Genomic DNA, 19,132 nt, shown 5'->3' on the forward strand with positions numbered 1-19,132 from the left:
TCGCCGGCCGATGCCCGTTTTGCGCCAGCAGCTGCCACTTCTCGCAATTCAGCTCCTGGCCCGAGCCGGACTCAAGGCGAGTTGCACCAACGCGCTCAGGGGCGGAGCAAACCTCGGACGAAGTGCAGGCGCAAGCTAGACGGTTTGCTGGCGTCCTCGCCGCGTCCAGCCCTCTCGCTCGGCAAAGACCCGGCTGACCTCCGCCATGTGCTCGGTGCCCCACGTGCAGAGAGGCACGAGCGCCAGCGCGAGGCTGTGACCCAAAGCGGTGAGGCTATAGTCCACCCGCGGCGGCACCTCCTTGTAGTCGGTCCGCTTCACGAGACCATCGGCCTCCAGCTCCTTCAACTGCTGGATCAGCACCTTGTCGCTGACGTCGCGTATGGCGCGCCGGAGCTCGCCGTAACGGGTCGATCCGTCCTGGGCGAGGAAGTAAAGGATCAGCGGCTTCCACTTCCCGGAGACGACCCGCAGGGTCGCATCCAAGCCGCAGGTGAAGCCGGGCAGATTCGGTGTGCAACGCTGGACGTCTGCTTGAGCCTGCGCCGGCGGGGGAATTGAGTCTGAACGATTTGAGGACATTTTTTGGTACTTACCAAAAGGTGCATACTTGTCGATAGGTGGGTACGCCGCCAGCTCAGTGCAACCTCAGTGAAGGAGCACATCATGAGCAGACTACAAGGCAAGACGGCAGTGGTGACCGGCGGCGGAACCGGCATCGGATTTGGGGCGGCGAAACGGTTCGTCGACGAAGGCGCGTTCGTCTACATCTTCGGGCGGCGGCAGGAGCCGCTCGATGCCGCCCTCGCGCAGCTGGGGTCCTCGGCGCGTGCCGTCAGGGGCTCGGTGACGGATCTGGCCGACCTCGACCGGCTGTACTCGGCGGTGAAGGCCGAACGCGGCGGCGTCGACGTTCTATTCGCCAATGCCGGGACCGGGGCGTTTGCGCCGCTCGGCGAGATCACGCCCGAGCACTACGACCAGATCTTCGACATCAATGTGAGAGGGCTGGTGTTCACGGTGCAGAAAGCGCTGCCGCTGATGCGGGAGGGATCGTCGATCATCCTGACCGGCTCGAGCACCGGCGTGATGGGGACGCCGCAGTTCAGTATCTACAGCGCGACCAAGGCCGCGATCCGCAATCTGGCGCGGAGCTGGGCGCTGGATCTGCGCGGCACCGGCATCCGCGTCAATGTGCTGTCACCGGGGCCGACCAAGACGGAGCTGGCGCTGGAGATCGTCGGCGAGGAGGCGTTTGATGCGCTTGGAAGCACGACGCCGATCGGGCGTGTGGGAGACCCGGCAGAGACCGGGGCGGTGGCCGCGTTTCTGGCCTCCTCGGACAGCAGCTACATGACCGGCGGCGAGGTCTTCGTCGATGGAGGCCTGGCTCAAGTCTGAAGCTTTCGTCTGAGCGTGATGGCTTTCTCCTCTTGGGGATTGTCCCATCGCGGAAGCTCCCTCTCCCGCAAAGCAAGCGGGAGAGGGAGTGCACCTTCCGTCGTTGCAGCAATCGAGCCTCAACTCATCACGCTTTAGCGAGTCGGCCGTTGCATCATACTATTGCGTGGTCCCATCCGCCGTAATGCGCGCCGCTGCGGGTGCCGCGTGGCAGGCTCAGCCCGATGAGGAGAACGCCGGCCGTAACGTTGGCAATCGTCGCTGTTGCCGTGCCGCCGTCGAGGACAAAGGGGGAGATTGCCACCCATGCTCCGAGCGCGACGTTGGCGAACCGCGCCGCACGCGCCACCTCCGCCATCGCCGCAACGGCGACTAGGATGACAAGGCAGCCGGTGACATGATCGCTGAAATACAGGGGCGGGCGCGTGCCGAAGGCAAGCGGCGTCGTCATCAGCAGCACTCCGATGAAAGAGCTCGCGATCAGCGTCCAGGGAAAATTGACGCCGCCAGTGGCGATGTCACGCAGCAGATCCGATAAGGGGCGGTCGAGGTCGGGCGTCGGCGCCTGCTTCTCCGAGAGCGCCGGGCCACCGCGCCAGAAGGTGCGCCAGAACGGCTCGCCCGCCTGCTTCGCGCCCCACAGATACTGACAGCTCGCCAGTACCTCATCTATCGAATAGGGAATGAGCACTATCGTGATCGCGGCTTGGATGATGCAGAGCGTACACAGCGCACCGATCAGCGGGGGCTGGATAATGATGAAACTGACGCTCACGAGTCCGAGCGGGATAACCAGTAGGCCGAACAGAATCACCATCCATGGCATTGTGCGCCACCGGCGACGGTCGCCGATCGCGCCTGCCAGGGCATCTAGCGCGTAGGCGAAGGCGCCAAACCCGGCATCGGCGACCGGAAAGCCCTTCGAGACCCAAGAGGTCACCACCGCCTCGCTGCCATTGGCGACCGCTGCATCACCTGGGCCGAAGAAAGGATCCCACAGCCCGTCGATATGACCCAATTGATAGGCGGCGAGATAACGCGAGACGAACAGGCCGACAAAGGCCAGAGCAATGATGTGGAGGCGCTGGCTGAATGTGGATGGCGAGTAGGTCCAGCCGAGGGGGCGATCATCGTCGGCGGCGAGGGCCTGGCGGCTGATGCCCGGCGTTGGAGGAACCATCACCGCGAGCGTCACGATCAGCATGCCAGCAAGCGTATCGGTGGAGTAGGCCCCAGCGCTGGTGGTCCAGAACACGAGAGGTGCGAACATGACCCATACGCCGACGGCAGCGGTGAGCCACTGCAGCCAGTGCCAGCCCCGACGCATGCCGATGAGTGCGAACGCGGCGACAAGAATGCCCGACCCGATCTCGCTGATGCCGAGCCTGCCGTCACGCGTCTCGGGCGAAGCGATCTCATGTCCCAGCGCCGGCGGAATTGGCGCCGCGGATGGATCGAACAGGCCAAGCGTGACAGGTGAGGCCACGAGCCACAGTCCAATCGCTGCATTGGTCAGCGGCGCCCAGAGCGTGCGCGCCCGATGTCGTTCCGTCTCGGCCTCAACCTCATCTTTCGAAGGCCCCAGCGGCTGCCCCAGTCTCTTCGCGGCCTGATCGAGCTCAGGTTCGGAAGCGGCGACCGTCGCAGGATGAAGTTTGTTCGTCTCGTACCAGTCCGTTGGGTCGACCTTAAGCCGCCGGATCATTTCTGGCAGCGTGGCGGTCAGACTGTGTCGGGGTTGCCACCCCAACAGTTTCTTCGCTCGCGAAGTATCGATCTCGTAATGGTCGTCGGCATTTTCGATCATCCACGACTTAATGTCGGTCTCCTGATCGAGAACCTTCTCCTGCATCCAGGTGCCGAGCTTCGTCATCTCTTTCGGGAGGGACATCGTCCTCCATCTCTCCCCATGCACGAGCTGGCCAATCCGCCTCTGCATCTCGTCGTAGGTCGGCGTTTCCTCTTCGCCAATGAGCAATGTCGTTTCATCAGGAAGATCGTTGCGCCGATCGACCACGCGCACCACGGCCTCGACGAGATCGTTCTTGTGGAGATAAGGTTGGCCAGTGGTGATGTCGCCGGTGAAGAGATAGGCGGTCGGCAAGCGCTCGAAGATGCGGGCGATCTGCTGCGCGATGAACGCCGCTCGGCAGTCCTCGTCATAGACACCTGCAAGCCTCAGGATCGCGACCTTGATGTCCCCGTGCTCGTTCAGGATCAGGGTCTCGGTCTCCGCCTTTGATTGCGGATAGGCCCAAGCTGGTTCGATCGGCGAATCTTCATCGATCTTTGTTCCCTTTGCGGGGCTGGGAGCATGCACGAGCAGCGTGCTCGAGAAGACGAACTGCTCGGTGTCGAATGCCTGAAGCGCCGCCAGCAGTCGGCGCGTTCCCTGAACGGTCACGGCATCGTATCTCGGGTCGTTCTCGCCGGTCGTGTCGTAATAGGCGGCAAGGTGAATGACCGAGGCGATCCGACCGCCGGTTCGCGCACGAACCTGGTCCAGCGCCTTCGCCACGATTGCATCCGAGGTGAGGTCGATCTCAATCGTCTCCATGCCGGGCAACGGCTTCTTAGGGCGGCTGACATCGAGGCCGATGACCTGGTAACGATCCATCAAGCCGCGCGCGATCGCCTGGCCCAGAAAGCCGCTGCTGCCGGTGATCAGGACGGTGGGACGGGACATGACATTCGCTGCTCAACGTGTCTTAGCGAACGACCCGGGCACCCGAAAGTTTCTCTCCAACTTGCTTTTGCGTCCTGGATCACCGGAGTATCACGCGTCCATCCACCCACTTCGACGCCGCTGGTGAGCCGCCCAAGCTTGAATACGGGTGGAATCACACAACGTCGTGAGGTCGATGCGAACCGCGGCCCGGCCGCCAGCCTGAAGAACTGCGGGCACGATGTCGGTCGCTCTGACGCACCCAGTGGATCCGGAGCAAGCGGCGCGCGTCGTGTTCGAGATGCCCTGCGCGCCGTCCGAATCCGGACCAGATGTGGAAGGATAGGCGAGGCTATGCCAGCGGAGATATGTACCCCGTGGCCAAACCTAGTTGCATGCCGGTTGCATGGAAGCGGATCGTCTAGATCCCCAGCAGCTTGCGTGCGTTGGCCTTGAGCACCTTCGGCCGGATCTCGTCGCGGATGTCGATCTTGGCGAAGTCCGACAGCCAGCGGTCCGGCGTGATCACCGGCCAGTCCGAGCCGAACAGCATCTTGTCCTGCAGAATCGAGTTGATGTAGCGCACCAGGATCGGCGGGAAATACTTCGGCGACCAGCCGGAGAGGTCGATATAGACATTCGGCTTGTGGGTCGCGACCGACAGCGCCTCTTCCTGCCAGGGGAAGGAGGGGTGGGCGAGGATGATCTTGAGGTCGGGGAAATCGGCCGCGACATCGTCCATGTACATGGGGTTGGAATATTTCAGCCGCATGCCCATGCCGCCGGGCATGCCGGAGCCGACGCCGGTCTGGCCGGTGTGAAACAGCGCGATCGCGCCGCCATTGTTGATCTCTTCATAGAGCGGATAGGCCATGCGGTCGTTGGCGTAGAAGCCCTGCATGGTCGGGTGGAATTTGAAGCCGCGCACGCCGTATTCCTCGATCAGCTTGCGCGCCTCGCGCGCGCCGAGCTTACCCTTGTGCGGGTCGATCGAGACGAAGGGAATGAGGACGTCGAGATGGTCGGAGGCGACCTCCAGCATCTCGTAATTGTTGTAGCGGCGGAAGCCGGTCTCGCGTTCGGCATCGACGGGAAAGATCACCGCGGCAATGTTCTTGGAGCGATAATAGGCCGCGGTCTCCGGCACGGTCGGCGGGTGCTTGTTCGGCGACTTGAAGTATTCCGCCATCTGCGCCTGGAAGTCGTCATAGCCGTCGTCGGGATGGCAACCGCAGGGCTCCTCGGCATGGGTGTGGATGTCGATGGCGACGACATCGTCGATATTGGGCAGCTTCAGCTTCGGCATGGGTATCCTCCCGACGGGTTGCCAAATTGATTATATGATATAACGAACTTGGCAAGGCGTCGTCGAATAGTCCTTGAGATCGTGGCGACAAAATTGGGCCGATCCGGGCGCTTCTACTGTGCATGGGGTTGTTTTCAAGAATTTGCTGCGCCGGGGCGGGGCAGTTAACATTGACATCCGGTCCTCCCATGCCTTAAGAACCGCCGCGTCCCGGGCGGTTGGTCCGCCGGCGGGAAAAATCTCATTTTGCCACATTCGCGCGTGCCGAAACGGTAGTGCCGAACACGGCCTTTCGAACGTTCAGGATTCTGCCATGAAGGTCCGTAACTCGCTGAAATCGCTGCGCGGTCGCCATCGCGCCAACCGCCTGGTCCGCCGCAAGGGCCGGGTCTATGTGATCAACAAGGTGCAGCGCCGCTTCAAGGCGCGCCAGGGCTGATTTGGGCGGCTGAGCTGCCCTGCCGGACGCCCTCCGCGCGCCCCGCAAGACTGGTCTCACACGAGTTTGACGCCGCCTTTGCTTTGCAAGGGCGGCTTTGCGCGTTTAGACTTTCACCATGGCTGTCAGATTCCCATTCGCGCGTACCCTGTGTCTGGCCCTTGTGCTGGGCACCGCCGGCCTGGCCCCGGCCTTGGCGCAGCAGGTTGAGCCGCCCGGCAAGCAGAAGAAGCTGCCTGAAGCGCCGGCCAAGCTGCCCAAGATCGATCGCAGCAAGAATCTCGATTTCCTGTTCGGCGCGCTGAAGGCGGCCCCCGACGAGGCCAGCGCCAAGCATGTCGAGGCGCGGATCTGGGCGATCTGGCTCCAGACCCCGAGCGACACCGCAGCGCTTCTGATGTCACGCGCCAAGACCGCGGTCGACGCGAAGAAGATCGACGTCGCGATCAAGCTCCTGGATTCGGTCATCAAGCTCAGGCCCGATTACATCGAAGCCTGGAACCGGCGTGCGACGCTCTATTACATGCAGAACGACTATGGCCGCTCGCTTGCGGATATCCAGCAAGTGCTGATCCGGGAGCCGCGCCATTTCGGCGCGCTCGCCGGCCTCGGCATGATCATGCAGGAGGTCGGCGACGAGAAGCGGGCGCTTGACGCCTATCGCAAGGCGCTCGCCGTCAATCCGCACCTCGAGAAGATTCCCGATCAGGTCAAGGCGCTGACCGAGAAGGTCGAAGGCCGCGACATCTAGCTATAACTCGATCATTTCTTGAGCGATCGCAGCCGGCGCGGATTAACCACGATCGCAGGCGCTGCACCGCGAGGACTATTGCGCGGCTCGTTACAGGCCTACCTGCATGGCAGGAGCGAAAGCCATGAAGCGTTTGGTGGTCGCAGCTGTATTGCTGCTCGCGTCGGGGACGGCGAGCTTTGCCGACGGACTGTTTTGGGTGGTCGGCAACCGCGCCACCGGCAAATGCACCATCGTGACCAGCAATCCGGTCATCATCGGCGACATCTGGTTCGGTGATGGTCCCTACAAGTCCAGGGCCGATGCCAAGCTTGCCCGTTCGACGATCCGCGCCTGCCCTGCAGTCACGCCCGAGGAAGAAAAGGAAGAGGACGGGACGAACTAGCCTGCGCGCCCAGCATGATCCGGAAAAGTGTGCAGCGGTTTTCCGACAAGATCATGCTCAGGAGAGCCTAAAGTGCGATCGATCGCACTTTAGTGCAGGACGCTGCTGCCGCGCTCGGCGACACCGCGGTCGGCGGCTGCGGCATAAGCTTTTGCAAGCTCGGTCTCGAGATGCTCGTTGATCAGGAGCAGCGCCCGCACAGCACCGCGCAGGTCGCCGTTGCAGCTCGCGACGATTTCGTCGATTGCAGTGTCGTTCGATCTGAAGCTCATTGAAAATTCTCCGGTTCAAACCAGGACAAATCCTGCCGGTCTTTCCCGCATCGCCCGAAGTTGCGAGGAGGATCGGCGCCCACCCGCGCCTAGATGGCGGAACCGACCATGGCGATTATATGGAAGCCGCGATGACGCCTGCATGAAGCTGTGCCGGGGCTTGCGTGCCCTCTCGGATCGTTGTTGATTCTATTGAGCTTTTTTGTTCTGACATTATGCACATATCCACAGCCCCGGCATTTTCGGTGGAAGCGCGGAAAGCCGGCGGCGAAACTGCCGCCCATCAGACCCGTAACTGCCCAGTGCCCAGGATCACCCGGATTCTCTCCATGATCGTGATGTCAATCGTGACCGCGCTGATTCTGCTGGCGCTGGTTACGCAGATGGGAATCGTCGCCGTGCAACGCGCCTTTCCACCGCAGGGCCGGATGATCGAGGTCGATGGCGCGAGCCTTCATGTCGTCGATATCGGCCCACGCGATTCGGCTCCTCCGATCGTGATGCTGCACGGGGCGAGCTCCAATCTCGAAGCGATGCGCCGGCCGCTCGGCGACATCCTCGCTGGGGATCGTCGCGTGATTCTGATCGACCGCCCCGGCCATGGCTGGAGCACGCGCGCGAGCCGCCAGGATTCGACGCCGCAGATTCAGGCGAGAATGATCGATGAGGCGCTTCATAAGCTCGGGATCGATCGCGCGGTCTTCGTGGTGCATTCCTGGAGCGGCGCCCTCGGCGCGCGGATCGCGCTCGATCACCCGCACCGCGTTGCCGGTCTCGTGATGCTCGCGCCCGTCACTCATCCCTGGCGCGGCGGTGTCGGCCGCTACAACGAGATCATCGCAACGCCCGTCATCGGTCCGCTGCTCGCCTACACGATCACGCTGCCGCTCGGCTATGTCCTCGCTGAATCCGGCGCGCGCAACGTCTTCCTGCCGCAAGTCATGCCGGACGGCTTCGTCAAGGACTCCGCGACGCCGCTGCTGCTGCGTCCCCGGGAGTTCATCGCCAATGCCTATGATCTGGTGACGCTGAAGGAATCCGTCGCCGCGCAAGTTTCGCGCTATGGCGAGATAAAGGCGCCAGTCACGATCGTCGCCGGCGAGCCCGACAAGACGGTGAGAACCAGCATCCACGCGCGCCCGTTCGCCGCGGCGGTACCGAATGCAAAGCTGATCGTGCTGCCCGATCTCGGCCACATGGTGCAGAACGCGGTGCCGGATCTGGTGAAGGCGGAGATCGAGGCGATGATCGGGAGGATTGTCCCGGTGCAGGCGGCCGCCGATTAAGGCGTTTTCGAGCGACGTGGATACCGGTTCGCGTGAAGAAGCTTCGGTTCTGATTCAATCAGAACCGAAGCTCTAATGGCCACCTTTTGCGCGTCTACTACTTGGTCTTCCCGTCCTTGTCGTATTGGGCAATGAAGGCCCAGAGATTGTTGATCTCGGTCTCGTTCTTGATGCCGGCGAACGCCATCTTGGTGCCGGGGATCTTGGCCTTGGGGTCCTTGATGTATTCCTTGAACGTGGCCTCGTCCCAGGTGATGCCGGAATTCTTGTTCGCATCCGAATAATTGTAGCCTTCGGCGGTGCCCGACTTGCGGCCGTTGAGGCCGTTGAGCTCGGGGCCGACCTTGTTCTTGGCGCCTTCGCCGATCGCGTGGCAGGCCAGGCACTTGTTGAACGATGTCTTGCCGGCCGCGACATCCTGCGCCATCGCGGCGGGTGCGGTGGCAATGACGGTGAGGATCGTCAGCGCGCCGAAAGTCAGTTTTGTCATAAGTGTGCTCTTCGTCTCTTCCCGGGTCAGATGGAGGATCGTGGTTTTGGCAGGTCCGATGCAAGGGGACAAGCCGCGAAACTTTGACAGGTTTCCTGATAGCAGACTTGCCCCAGAGAGAACTTGCGCTGCAACAAAGCAATGAGACCTTCGGAGTACCTACCCAAAGACGGCAAGACATGATTGATTTGCCGAGACAATTCCATCTGTCGGACGAAGGCTTCTCAAAATGGCCATCATGATGCCAGCAAGCGACCAGGCCGTGCTGGCGCGTCGCAGCGAAATCGTCGCCGCCTTGCGCGCAATCGTGCCGGGCGAGGGCGTGATCGATACGCTTGCCGAGATGCGGGCCTACGAATCCGACGGGCTGACCGCCTATCGGCAGCCGCCGATGGTCGTGGTGCTGCCGGATACGACCGAGCAGGTCTCGCTGGTCCTGAAATATTGTGCCGCGCAGGGCATCAAGGTGGTGCCGCGCGGCTCCGGCACCTCGCTGTCCGGCGGCGCGCTGCCGCTCGAGGACGGCGTGCTGCTGGGGCTTGGCAAGTTCAAGCGCATCCGCGAGATCGATTTCGACAACCGTGTCGTCGTCACCGAGCCCGGCGTCACCAATCTCGCCATCAGCCAGGCGGTCGCGCATGCCGGCTTCTACTACGCGCCCGATCCGTCCTCCCAGATCGCCTGCTCGATCGGCGGCAATGTCGCCGAGAATTCCGGCGGCGTGCATTGCCTGAAATACGGCATGACCACCAACAACGTGCTCGGCTGCGAGATCGTGCTGATGAGCGGCGAGATCCTGCGCATCGGCGGCAAGTCCGCCGAGAATGCAGGCTATGACCTCATGGGCGTCATCACCGGTTCCGAAGGCCTGCTCGGCGTCATCACCGAGATCACGGTGCGCATCCTGCAAAAGCCGGAGACGGCACGCGCGCTGATGGTCGGCTTTGCCGAGGTCGAGGCGGCGGGCGAGTGCGTGGCGCGCATCATCGGTGCCGGCATCATCCCCGGCGGCATGGAGATGATGGACAAGCCCGCAATCCACGCCGCCGAGGCCTTCGTCCATGCCGGCTACCCGCTCGATGTCGAAGCGCTCCTCATCATTGAGCTCGACGGTCCCAAGATCGAGGTCGACGAGCTGATCACGCGCGTCGAGGCCATCGCCAATGCCTGCGGCTCGACCACCTGCCAGATCTCGAGCTCAGAGGCCGAGCGCAATTTGTTCTGGGCCGGCCGCAAGGCCGCGTTTCCGGCCGTGGGCCGCATCTCGCCCGACTATCTCTGCATGGACGGCACGATCCCCCGCGGCGCGCTGCCGAAGGCGCTGGCGCGCATCCGCGAACTCTCGGAAAAATACCAGCTCGGCTGCGCCAACGTGTTCCACGCCGGCGACGGCAATCTGCACCCGCTGATCCTCTACGATGCCAACAAGCCCGGCGAGATCGAGCGCGCCGAAGCCTTCGGTGCCGACATCCTGCGCGCCTGCGTCGAGTTCGGCGGCGTCCTGACCGGCGAGCACGGCGTCGGCATCGAGAAGCGCGACCTCATGCCCGACATGTTCAGCGAGATCGACCTCAACCAGCAGCAGCGGCTGAAATGTGCCTTCGACGCGCAGGGCCTGCTCAATCCCGGAAAAGTATTTCCGACCCTGCACCGCTGCGCCGAGCTCGGCCGCATGCATGTCCATGCCGGCAAGCTGGCGTTTCCGGACATCCCGCGGTTCTGAGCGAGTCCATCGGCGATCGTGATCCCGCAGTGAACGGGCGGGCCGCCCCATCACAACCTTCATCCGCGCTCTTATCGCTCATACAAGAGCCGTTGGATCGACACCGCGGCGGCTCCTGCTATTCGCAATTGCGAGACGATCGTCAGTAGCCGCTCTTGCTCGTTCCAGTGGTTTGACCAGGAGCGTAGCCAGAAGCGCCGGGATGACCTTTCTTAGAGCCAGTGGCTTGCTTCTTATGTCCCGGAGTGTAACCGGATGCCCCCGGCTGGCCTTTCTTCGATCCCTTGACTTGCATCTCCTGGCCCGGCGTCTGGGTCGAGGCGCCTTGTGCAAATGCGGCCGGCGCAGCGCCGATGAGGGCGATAGCAGAAATTGCAACAATCATCCTCTTCATGTTCATTCCTCCTCTGAAAGAAGCACGCTTTGGAAAAGGGGGCAGTTCCATGAACGGCGTCCGGCCGAGAACTCAGGTGGACTTGAGCACGCCGTTCATTCCGTTCGGGTAGAATCCGCCTTTGCTGACACCCTGCTTCTCGGTCAAATAGACGATATGCAGCACCTCCTGCGGCGTGCGGCGGAACGCAATGGCATCGGGTGTTGACGGAACGACATTGGCTTTGCCGTTCATCCGGATGCCCTGATCCTTGTCCTGACGACCGTCGAGCTGGTCCCGGGCGTCGGAGATGGCGTTGGCCGCATTCCAGGCCTTTTCACCCATCCAATAGAGCTGCGAGCGCGCCATCCCCATGTGGTACGCCTCGACGGCCAGAATGCCCGCCGCAGCCTCGACGAACTCCTTGCTCTTGATCAGCGGCGCTGCCCCGGCATAGGCCGTCACGCCGACGTCCTCAAACAGCATGCCGCCCAGCAGGACACTCATGTCATCGGCAAACGGATCGAAATCGGCGGGGAGACCGGCTGCCTGGGCGGCTGCCTTGAAACCCGCATCGAAATCGATGGCTGGGCGCGATACTGCCATCCTGCCCAGCGTCTTGCGATAGAAGCGCACGTGGGCAAGCTCGTTTTCGGCCAGCTCCTCGACAAATTCGCGGACTTCCTTCCTGTCGAACTTGGCTTCGTGTCCGCCAGCGACCCTCGCGGCGTCGGGTCCAGCGTCAGAATCGTCGATCCCCTTGCCGGTCGTGGCACGCAGATAAAACTCAGCCTCCATGTATTCCAGGTTCAGCGCGAACTGAAAGATGTCCTCATCCTTCACTTCAGCGGCATGTATTCCCACGCCAGTGGTTTCCTGGCGCTTCTGTTGTGCTTTGTGCTGCGCATCGGCAGTGGGGATCAACAGCCCGCTCAGGCCCAGGACAGATAAACCAGCAACGGATTGCCGCCGGGAGATACGAAATCGCTCCACGTTCATGGCAAACCTCCTCTTCGTGGTGATTGTGACGCGTCCTACGAGAGCAGCAGATCGCCCTGCCCATTTTCGCCCGCTTCGCACTGGCGCGCCGAATGCATGACAAACGCGAGAGCTTGCGTCCGTTCCTACTAAGGCCCTCACTCAGAGAGCAGACACTCTTGATTGTCCGCAATCGCCCTGATGCCAGCTCGCATTGCGTGCGCTGATGTCTGCCCACCAAGCCCCGGCCACCGCTGTTTCGCGTTGCACCAGAGATGCCGGCCCGGGCGATCGCAGAGTCAGACAGATTTGATTTCCTGCGCAAATTTCGCTACCGGCTTTTCCCGTGGATACGCTCAAGGTCAGAGACGCCAAAGACGTCGAAGAGGTGGTGCGCGCGGCGATTGCGAGCGAGCAGCCGCTCGAGATCATCGGCGATGGCAGTAAGCGCAGCATCGGCCATGCCATGGCGACCAATGCCGTGCTGGATGTCTCTGCGCTCAATGCCGTCACGTCCTACGAGCCCAATGAGCTGATCGTGACGCTCCAGGCCGGGGCGCCGCTTAACGACGTGCTGTCGCTGATCGATGCCAAGAACCAGCAATTTGCCTTCGAGCCGATGAACACTGCCCCGCTGCTCGGCACGCCGGTATCAGGCACCATCGGCGGCATGATCGCGGCCGGCCTTGCCGGTCCGCGGCGGATCAGGGCGGGCGGGGCGCGTGATCACCTGCTCGGGGCGCACGCCGTCTCCGGTTTCGGCGACAGCTTCAAGACCGGCGGCAAGGTGGTGAAGAACGTCACCGGCTATGACCTCTGCAAGCTGCTGGCGGGCTCCTGGGGCACGTTGTCGGTGATGACGGAGGTCACGCTCAAGGTGATGCCGAAGCCGGAGGCCGAGCGAACGCTGTTGCTGCGCGGGTTAGAGGATGCCGCCGCCAACAAGGCCATGACCGCGGCGCTGGGATCACCCTTCGACGTCTCGGGTGCCGCGCATTTGCCGAAATCGGCATTCCGGGCCAAGACCGACGGGCTGGGCGACATCGTGGGCCAGGGCGAGGCGCTGACCGTGCTGCGGCTCGAGGGCATCACCGCATCTGCCGCGCATCGCGCCGGCTCGCTGCGCGAATTGCTGGCGCCGTTTGGAACCGCGACGCTGATCGAGGATGTGGCATCTGCGGCGCTGTGGGCCGCGATCCGCGATGTGCTGCCGTTCGCGGCCGGCGGCGCGCTCGGCGCCTGGCCGGTGTGGCGGATCGTCTGTCCGCCGGCCTCAGGCGCGGCACTCGGCACCCAATTGGCGCGCGAGACGGGGGGCGATTTGATCTACGATTGGGGCGGCGGGCTGATCTGGGCGGCACTGCCACCAAAGCCGGACGCGCACGCCCCGGCCGTGCGTGCGCGCGCGAATGCGGTTGGGGGACATGCCACGCTGATCCGGGCGGCCGAGGAGGTCAGGCGCGATGTCGATGTGTTCCATCCACAGGCGCCGGGCATTGCCGCGCTGAGCGAGCGGGTGCGCGCCTGCTTCGATCCGAAGACCATTCTCAACCGGGGGCGGCTCACGCGGAGCGCTGGCTGAATGAAGACCGAATTCTCACTCGCGCAGCTGGCCGAGCCCGACATCGCGGAAGCCGACAAGATCCTGCGCGCCTGCGTCCATTGCGGCTTCTGCACCGCAACCTGTCCGACCTATGTGCTGCTCGGCGACGAGCTCGATAGTCCGCGCGGCCGCATCTACCTGATCAAGGAGATGCTGGAGAAGGACCAGGCGCCGACGGCCGAGGTGGTCAAGCATATCGACCGCTGCCTGTCGTGCCTTGCCTGCATGACAACCTGCCCCTCGGGCGTGAACTACATGCATCTCGTCGACCAGGCCCGGGTCCGGATCGAGCAGCGCTATCAGCGGCCGCTGGCCGAGCGGCTGCTGCGCCAGGTGCTGGCCTTCGTCCTGCCGGACCCGCAGCGCTTCCGCATCAGCATGTGGCTGGCGCGGCTGGCCCGTCCGCTGAGCGTCTTGCTGCCGACGCCCCGGCCTTCGGCGACGCCCGGATTGATCCAGCGCATCAAGGCGATGCTGGCGCTGGCCCCGGACCGGCTGCCGCCGGCAGGGCCTGCCGCAGGGAGCGTGTTCGCGGCGCTCGGCAAGAAGCGCGGACGTGTGGCGCTGCTCCAGGGCTGCGCCCAGCAGGTGCTGGCGCCGCGTATCAACCAGGCCGCCATCAGTCTTCTCACCCGCCACGGCATCGAGGTCGTCCTGGTCCGGGACGAGCAGTGCTGCGGCGCGCTGACCCATCACCTCGGCAACGACCAGGATGCGCTGGCGCGAGCTCGCGCCAACGTCGCGGCGTGGCGCAAGGAAGCGGACGGCGAGGGGCTCGACGCCATCCTGGTGACGACCTCCGGCTGCGGTACGGTCATCAAGGACTATGGCTATCTCCTGCGCGAGGACACCGCGTTCGCGGCCGATGCGGCGAAGGTGTCGGCGCTCGCCAAGGACATCACCGAATACGTCGCCGGTCTCGGACTCGCGACAACTGCGAGACAGGACAACATCGTCGTCGCCTATCACTCCGCGTGTTCGTTGCAGCACGGGCAGAAAATCACAGGCCTTCCGAAAGAATTGCTTTCCAAGAATGGATTCGTGGTGAAAGATGTGCCCGAGAGCCATTTGTGTTGCGGCTCGGCGGGGACCTACAACATTCTCCAGCCCGAGCTTGCGGGTCGGTTGCGCGATCGCAAGGTCGCCAACATCGCGAGCGTCAAGCCGGACATGATTGCCGCGGGCAATATCGGCTGCATGGTGCAGATTGCCAGTGGCACGTCAGTTCCGGTCGTACACACGATTGAGCTTCTCGATTGGGCTACGGGCGGATCGCGGCCGGCATTGAACGCGCAAGCTTGAGCTTTCAAGGCTGAGCTTTCGTCCGGAGGTGAAGACGCCCGATCGACCATTGTTCGGCGGCAACAGGAGGACCACGATGGCGAAAGCGAAGAAGAAGAAAAGCAAGAAGGCCAAAAAGGCCAAAAAGGCTGTAGCGGCGAAGAAGACCGCGAAGAAGGCAGCCAAGAAGTCGGCGAGAAAGTCTGCCAAGAAAGCTGCAAAGAAAACTGCCAAGAGAGCTGCAAAGAAATCTGCCAAGAGGGCAGCCCCGAAGAAAGCCGCCAAGAAGGCTGCGGCAAAGTCGGCCAAGGCCGCCCCCAAGAAGGCCGCGAAGAAAGCGGCACCGAAGAAGGCGAAGGCAGCGCCTGCTCCGAAGCCGTCAGCACCGATGGAGGCTCCGGCTCCCGAGCCTGCCGCCGAGACAAGCTGGGCGATGCCTTCGTCTTCTACGGAATCGGCGCCGGCCGAGGGACAGAGCTAGGGATCCGGACTCTCGTTCCCCCTCGGAAGGACCTGCAAACAGAAGGGCCGCGGCGCCAGGTGCTGCGGCCTTTTTGCATCATTGCGCACCGGTTTGGTCGTACCGTTGCCGGCGGCAGTCTGATTCGTGACCTGGGTATCACGCTGCCCGACGGTCCCCGGGCTCACACGGGCCTTCCGTACACTTTGGAATGCAAATAATGTGATCCAGAAGCCACACAGGCTGACAACCTTTCTTGGAATCGTCAAAACGCCTAAAAAGTCGGCAGATGCCCGCGCTTTTTGCTTCACGGTTCATATCCCCCAATCCAAATTGCCGCAGCGATACAATTTGCAATCAGGTCGAGTGCCCCGGGGGGCTTCCGGGATCCGACTGGGGTCTAAGAACTGGCGATGGGGATCGAAATGAAGAAAGTGGTTTTGTTGGCAACGGCGCTGGCAATGGTGACGGGTTCGGCTTTCGCGGCGGACTTGCGCGTGAAGGCTCTGAAAGCCCCGCCGCCGCCGGCTTTCGATCCGTGGGATGTCGCCTTCGGCGCCGGCATCATGAGCGATTACATCTTCCGCGGCATCACCCAGTCCAACCATAATCCGTCGGTCACGGCCTATTTCGAGCCGCGCTACAACGTCAACAAAGACCTCCAGCTCTACATCGGTGCGGCCGCCGCGAGCATCTCGTTCCCGAACCGCGCCGCGGCGGAAGTCGACATCTACGGCGGTATCCGCCCGACCTTCGGCATGTTCGCCTTCGACTTCGGTGTCTGGGGCTACCTCTATCCGGGCGGAAGCTGCTTTGGCTCGCAGGGCACCCTCGCCCAGGGCAATTGCGGCACCGACATCGATTACTCCCAGGGCCCTATCGGCCTTCCCATCAACGGCAACTTCGCCAAGAAGGACGCGAGCTTCTTCGAGGCCTATGCCAAGCTGAACATCGCCATCAACGATCAGTGGACGGTCGGCTTCAACGAGTACTATTCGCCGAACTTCCTGAACCTCGGCGCTTGGGGCAACTACGCCTCGATCACCGCCAAGTGGACCGCGCCGAGCACGATCTTCGGCGCCAGCGGGGTCGGCATGTATGTGTCGGGTGAGTTCGGCCGCCAGTGGCTCGGCACCTCCGACATCTTCTACGGCATCGCGGGCGATCCGGTGTACGCGAACGGCATCAAGGAGCCGAGCTACAACACCTGGAACGTCGGCGTCGGCTTCACCTACAAGGTGTTCACGCTCGATCTGCGCTACTACGACACCGACCTGAATAAGGGCGACTGCAACGCCTTCACCAGCGACTACACCGCGAAGTTCGACGGCAGCTTCACCGCCATCAACCCGGGCGGCTTCGGCTCCAACTGGTGCAGCGCGGCCGGCGTCGCCAAGCTCTCGTTCGACCTGACGGCGATGAGCAATCTGAAGTAAGCTTCTTCCCGAAGCGACTTGACGAGGGCGGCAGAGCAATCTGCCGCCCTTTTGCTTTTGGCGTTGGTGAGAAGGATGATGTTCGGCCGCGAGGGGGAGAGTGCGAAGTGTGGGGCTGAAGACCGGCGCTGCCGCCTCACACTCCGTGATTGCGTTGCAGTGTCGATTTGTGGATGTGACCCGCGTCTCGTTGTCGTGCCCCGGACGTAGCGCAGCGCTCCTTCAGCGCTGCGCTGCAGAGCCGGGGCCCATCCTTCTGGAGTACGACGCCTGGGTCCCGGCTCTGCGCCTCAACGCTGAAGGGCGTTGCGGCTTGTCCGGGACACGAGAGGGGGAGGCAGCTGGTCCTTCTTCGGAGGCACGGGCCCCGGCGGGCGCCGCGCCCTTTGCGCATCAGGGCGCGGCGGTCGGCTCCGCCTCGACCGGTTCACGGCCCCGGCCGACAACGTGGATCGCGCCATCCTTCACCAAGGCCACCTTCCGCGTGTGGAAGGCGTCGAGGGTCGAGCGGTGGCCGATCGAGACGATGGTGACCTGCGGCAGCTTCTCCGCCAGGAGCCGGTAAAGCCGGGCCTCCGACGGCTCGTCCAGCGAGGCAGTCGCCTCGTCCAGGAACAGATAGTCCGGCGCATGCAATAGCGCGCGGGCAAGTCCAAGACGCTGCTGCTCGCCGAGCGAGAGCGTCCGATTCCAGTGGCCGTCCTCGTCCAGCCGCCCGGCGAGGTCGGGCAGCCCCACCGCGATCAGTGCGTCGCGGACTTGCGCGGCGTCGAACGCAGCGGACGCTGCCGGATAGACCACGGCATCGCGCAACACGCCGACCGGGAAATAGGGCCGCTGCGGCAGCATCATCAGCTTTGCATTCTCCGGGACGACGACCGTGCCGGTGCCGAACGGCCAGATGCCGGCGATGGCCCGGAACAGCGTGGACTTGCCGGAGCCGGACGGTCCGGTCACCAGCACGCGCTCCGAGGCCTGAATGGTGAAGGCCTTGGCGGCCACCAGCGGCGTGCCGTTGGGCAGGTTCACGCAAAGCTGCTCGAGGTCGATATGGCGGCCTGCGACCTCCAGCGCGATGGCAGGCTCATGTGCCGGCAAATTGACCGCCGAGGCGACCGCCATCTCGAAGCCATCGAGACGGGCAACCACGGCGCGCCATTCGGCCAGGGAACGGTAGGCGGTCACGAAGAAGGACAAGGCCTTCTGCACGCTGCCGAAGGCGGACCCGGTCTGTACCATCCCTCCGAGTTGAATTTTACCCGCAAAGTAGGCAGGCGCAGTGAGTATGAAGGGGAAAATCACGGCGGCTTGGGAATAGCTCGCCGTGAAGGCAGTCAGGCGCTTGGTCCGGCTCATGATCGCGTACCAATTGCCGACGACAAAACCGTAGCGGAGCAGGAGTCGTTCGCGCTCGGCGCCTTCGCCCTTCAACAGCGCGATCTGTTCGGAGTTCTCGCGCACGCGGACGAGGTTGAAGCGGAAGTCGGCCTCGTAGCGCTGTTGCTCGAAATTGAGATTGACCAGAGGCGAACCGATCCAGTGCGTGAGCAGGGTCCCGAAGATCGCGTAGACGAGCGCCGCCCACACCAAGTAGCCAGGAATGGGAAAGTCGATGCCGGAGAAATGCAGCGGTGCCGCATTCGACAGCCCCCACAGAATGACCACGAACGAGAACAGCGTTACAATCGAGGAGAGCAGCCCGATGCCGATATTGAGAGTCTGCTCGACGAACGTCTTTACGTCGTCGGTGATGCGTTGGTCCGGGTTGTCGGCCGCATCGCCTTTGAGCTGCATCTGATAGTGGGTCGCGCTACTCAGCCATTCGCCCAGATAGTGACGCGTAAGCCATTGTCGCCAGCGAATCTGGAGCCACTGATTGAGATAGAGTTGATAGACCGACAACGCTACGCTGGCGCTCGCGAGCAGTGTGAAGACGCCCAGTTCCCAGACAAAGCCGTTCCAGTCGCGGTCCTGGAGATAGTTGTAGAAGCGGCTGTACCACTGGTTCACGAGCACGTCGATGGCGACCAGCAGCAGTTCGATCACGATCACAGCGGCAAGCAGGCCGCGGCCGGCCCATTTGTCCTCGGACCGGAAATAGGGGGCGGCTATTCGCCAGACGATCGCGAGCGTGGCGCTGATGTTCTTCACAGAGCAGGGTCTCCTCGGGGGATGTGCACAAATGCCTGGAGCCAAAAGACTTGAGGCAATAGCGGAAATGGGCGCGCCTAGACTAAAGTCGCAAGGTCTGCAAATTTGCGTTGGCTTGTCGCAGCTTGCAAC

Annotated in this window: 18 protein-coding genes; 10 read left to right on the forward strand and 8 right to left on the reverse strand. The window is 63.0% G+C overall.

The genetic code is table 11. From position 1 onward, the window contains the following. Positions 1–135 precede the first annotated feature (135 nt). Positions 136–582, reverse strand: a complete 447-nt coding sequence (locus tag ACVIIV_RS12235; RefSeq protein ID WP_456744410.1) for a winged helix-turn-helix transcriptional regulator — start codon at positions 580–582, stop codon at positions 136–138. Positions 583–666: 84 nt separating this feature from the next. Between ACVIIV_RS12235 and ACVIIV_RS12240 the strand changes: the two genes are divergently transcribed. Then, positions 667–1,401: an SDR family NAD(P)-dependent oxidoreductase gene (locus ACVIIV_RS12240; protein WP_456744411.1), complete on the forward strand. Its 735-nt coding sequence runs from the start codon at positions 667–669 to the stop codon at positions 1,399–1,401. Positions 1,402–1,555: 154 nt separating this feature from the next. On the opposite strand, the gene ACVIIV_RS12245 is transcribed toward ACVIIV_RS12240, so the two are convergent. Then, entirely contained in the window at positions 1,556–4,087 is a 2,532-nt protein-coding gene (locus ACVIIV_RS12245; RefSeq protein WP_456744412.1) for an NAD-dependent epimerase/dehydratase family protein, read from the reverse strand. Positions 4,088–4,487: 400 nt separating this feature from the next. Further along, positions 4,488–5,372: an amidohydrolase family protein gene (locus tag ACVIIV_RS12250; RefSeq protein WP_027551976.1), complete on the reverse strand. Its 885-nt coding sequence runs from the start codon at positions 5,370–5,372 to the stop codon at positions 4,488–4,490. Between the two features lie 313 nt (positions 5,373–5,685). Between ACVIIV_RS12250 and ykgO the strand changes: the two genes are divergently transcribed. The 3 genes from ykgO to ACVIIV_RS12265 all read left to right on the forward strand — a co-directional run bounded on the left by ykgO (position 5,686) and on the right by ACVIIV_RS12265 (position 6,947). Next, entirely contained in the window at positions 5,686–5,811 is a 126-nt protein-coding gene (gene ykgO / locus ACVIIV_RS12255) for a type B 50S ribosomal protein L36 (RefSeq protein WP_006611362.1), read from the forward strand. A 118-nt stretch (positions 5,812–5,929) separates the two neighbouring features. Then, positions 5,930–6,562: a tetratricopeptide repeat protein gene (locus ACVIIV_RS12260; RefSeq protein WP_456744413.1), complete on the forward strand. Its 633-nt coding sequence runs from the start codon at positions 5,930–5,932 to the stop codon at positions 6,560–6,562. Between the two features lie 124 nt (positions 6,563–6,686). Then, positions 6,687–6,947 carry a hypothetical protein gene (locus tag ACVIIV_RS12265; protein WP_456744414.1) on the forward strand — a complete coding sequence of 87 codons (261 nt, stop codon included), beginning with the start codon at positions 6,687–6,689 and terminating at the stop codon, positions 6,945–6,947. Positions 6,948–7,036: 89 nt separating this feature from the next. Here ACVIIV_RS12265 and ACVIIV_RS12270 read toward each other — a convergent pair whose 3' ends face one another. After that, positions 7,037–7,219 carry a hypothetical protein gene (locus ACVIIV_RS12270; protein WP_456744415.1) on the reverse strand — a complete coding sequence of 61 codons (183 nt, stop codon included), beginning with the start codon at positions 7,217–7,219 and terminating at the stop codon, positions 7,037–7,039. 329 nt (positions 7,220–7,548) lie between these two features. Between ACVIIV_RS12270 and ACVIIV_RS12275 the strand changes: the two genes are divergently transcribed. Then, a complete protein-coding gene (locus ACVIIV_RS12275; protein ID WP_456744416.1) occupies positions 7,549–8,505 on the forward strand; it encodes an alpha/beta fold hydrolase in 957 nt (318 codons plus the stop codon). Between the two features lie 97 nt (positions 8,506–8,602). Here the strand turns inward: ACVIIV_RS12275 and cycA are convergent, their stop codons facing one another. Further along, positions 8,603–8,995, reverse strand: a complete 393-nt coding sequence (gene cycA, locus ACVIIV_RS12280; RefSeq protein WP_456744417.1) for a cytochrome c-550 CycA — start codon at positions 8,993–8,995, stop codon at positions 8,603–8,605. Positions 8,996–9,224: 229 nt separating this feature from the next. On the opposite strand from cycA, the gene ACVIIV_RS12285 reads away from it, so the two are divergent. Further along, entirely contained in the window at positions 9,225–10,718 is a 1,494-nt protein-coding gene (locus ACVIIV_RS12285) for an FAD-linked oxidase C-terminal domain-containing protein (RefSeq protein ID WP_456744418.1), read from the forward strand. A gap of 142 nt (positions 10,719–10,860) precedes the next feature. Here ACVIIV_RS12285 and ACVIIV_RS12290 read toward each other — a convergent pair whose 3' ends face one another. Together ACVIIV_RS12290 and ACVIIV_RS12295 are read right to left on the reverse strand one after the other, a co-directional pair. Then, the gene (locus ACVIIV_RS12290; RefSeq protein WP_456744419.1) at positions 10,861–11,112 is read right to left on the reverse strand and encodes a hypothetical protein; all 252 of its coding nucleotides are present in this window, start codon (positions 11,110–11,112) and stop codon (positions 10,861–10,863) included. 72 nt (positions 11,113–11,184) lie between these two features. Further along, on the reverse strand, positions 11,185–12,090 hold the full coding sequence (locus ACVIIV_RS12295) for a ferritin-like domain-containing protein (protein WP_456744420.1): 906 nt from the start codon (positions 12,088–12,090) through the stop codon (positions 11,185–11,187). Between the two features lie 325 nt (positions 12,091–12,415). On the opposite strand from ACVIIV_RS12295, the gene ACVIIV_RS12300 reads away from it, so the two are divergent. The 4 genes from ACVIIV_RS12300 to ACVIIV_RS12315 all read left to right on the forward strand — a co-directional run bounded on the left by ACVIIV_RS12300 (position 12,416) and on the right by ACVIIV_RS12315 (position 16,849). After that, the gene (locus ACVIIV_RS12300; protein ID WP_456744421.1) at positions 12,416–13,651 is read left to right on the forward strand and encodes an FAD-binding protein; all 1,236 of its coding nucleotides are present in this window, start codon (positions 12,416–12,418) and stop codon (positions 13,649–13,651) included. Beyond that, positions 13,652–14,974 (forward strand): glycolate oxidase subunit GlcF, encoded by a 1,323-nt coding sequence (gene glcF, locus ACVIIV_RS12305; protein ID WP_456744422.1) that lies wholly within the window; start codon positions 13,652–13,654, stop codon positions 14,972–14,974. 76 nt (positions 14,975–15,050) lie between these two features. After that, on the forward strand, positions 15,051–15,434 hold the full coding sequence (locus tag ACVIIV_RS12310) for a histone (RefSeq protein WP_456744423.1): 384 nt from the start codon (positions 15,051–15,053) through the stop codon (positions 15,432–15,434). 404 nt (positions 15,435–15,838) lie between these two features. Then, complete coding sequence (locus ACVIIV_RS12315) at positions 15,839–16,849, forward strand: TorF family putative porin (protein WP_456744424.1); 1,011 nt, start codon at positions 15,839–15,841, stop codon at positions 16,847–16,849. Positions 16,850–17,242: 393 nt separating this feature from the next. On the opposite strand, the gene ACVIIV_RS12320 is transcribed toward ACVIIV_RS12315, so the two are convergent. Next, complete coding sequence (locus ACVIIV_RS12320) at positions 17,243–19,000, reverse strand: ABC transporter ATP-binding protein/permease (protein ID WP_456744425.1); 1,758 nt, start codon at positions 18,998–19,000, stop codon at positions 17,243–17,245. Positions 19,001–19,132: the final 132 nt, after the last annotated feature.

Source organism: Bradyrhizobium sp. USDA 4354, assembly GCF_054060315.1.

Bases quoted from the DNA above. Each gene is read 5' to 3' on its own strand.
- ACVIIV_RS12235 (WP_456744410.1), bottom strand. From the start codon at position 582: ATGTCCTCAAATCGTTCAGACTCAATTCCCCCGCCGGCGCAGGCTCAA.
- ACVIIV_RS12240 (WP_456744411.1), top strand. From the start codon at position 667: ATGAGCAGACTACAAGGCAAGACGGCAGTGGTGACCGGCGGCGGAACC.
- ACVIIV_RS12245 (WP_456744412.1), bottom strand. From the start codon at position 4,087: ATGTCCCGTCCCACCGTCCTGATCACCGGCAGCAGCGGCTTTCTGGGC.
- ACVIIV_RS12250 (WP_027551976.1), bottom strand. From the start codon at position 5,372: ATGCCGAAGCTGAAGCTGCCCAATATCGACGATGTCGTCGCCATCGAC.
- ykgO (WP_006611362.1), top strand. From the start codon at position 5,686: ATGAAGGTCCGTAACTCGCTGAAATCGCTGCGCGGTCGCCATCGCGCC.
- ACVIIV_RS12260 (WP_456744413.1), top strand. From the start codon at position 5,930: ATGGCTGTCAGATTCCCATTCGCGCGTACCCTGTGTCTGGCCCTTGTG.
- ACVIIV_RS12265 (WP_456744414.1), top strand. From the start codon at position 6,687: ATGAAGCGTTTGGTGGTCGCAGCTGTATTGCTGCTCGCGTCGGGGACG.
- ACVIIV_RS12270 (WP_456744415.1), bottom strand. From the start codon at position 7,219: ATGAGCTTCAGATCGAACGACACTGCAATCGACGAAATCGTCGCGAGC.
- ACVIIV_RS12275 (WP_456744416.1), top strand. From the start codon at position 7,549: ATGATCGTGATGTCAATCGTGACCGCGCTGATTCTGCTGGCGCTGGTT.
- cycA (WP_456744417.1), bottom strand. From the start codon at position 8,995: ATGACAAAACTGACTTTCGGCGCGCTGACGATCCTCACCGTCATTGCC.
- ACVIIV_RS12285 (WP_456744418.1), top strand. From the start codon at position 9,225: ATGGCCATCATGATGCCAGCAAGCGACCAGGCCGTGCTGGCGCGTCGC.
- ACVIIV_RS12290 (WP_456744419.1), bottom strand. From the start codon at position 11,112: ATGAAGAGGATGATTGTTGCAATTTCTGCTATCGCCCTCATCGGCGCT.
- ACVIIV_RS12295 (WP_456744420.1), bottom strand. From the start codon at position 12,090: ATGAACGTGGAGCGATTTCGTATCTCCCGGCGGCAATCCGTTGCTGGT.
- glcF (WP_456744422.1), top strand. From the start codon at position 13,652: ATGAAGACCGAATTCTCACTCGCGCAGCTGGCCGAGCCCGACATCGCG.
- ACVIIV_RS12310 (WP_456744423.1), top strand. From the start codon at position 15,051: ATGGCGAAAGCGAAGAAGAAGAAAAGCAAGAAGGCCAAAAAGGCCAAA.
- ACVIIV_RS12315 (WP_456744424.1), top strand. From the start codon at position 15,839: ATGAAGAAAGTGGTTTTGTTGGCAACGGCGCTGGCAATGGTGACGGGT.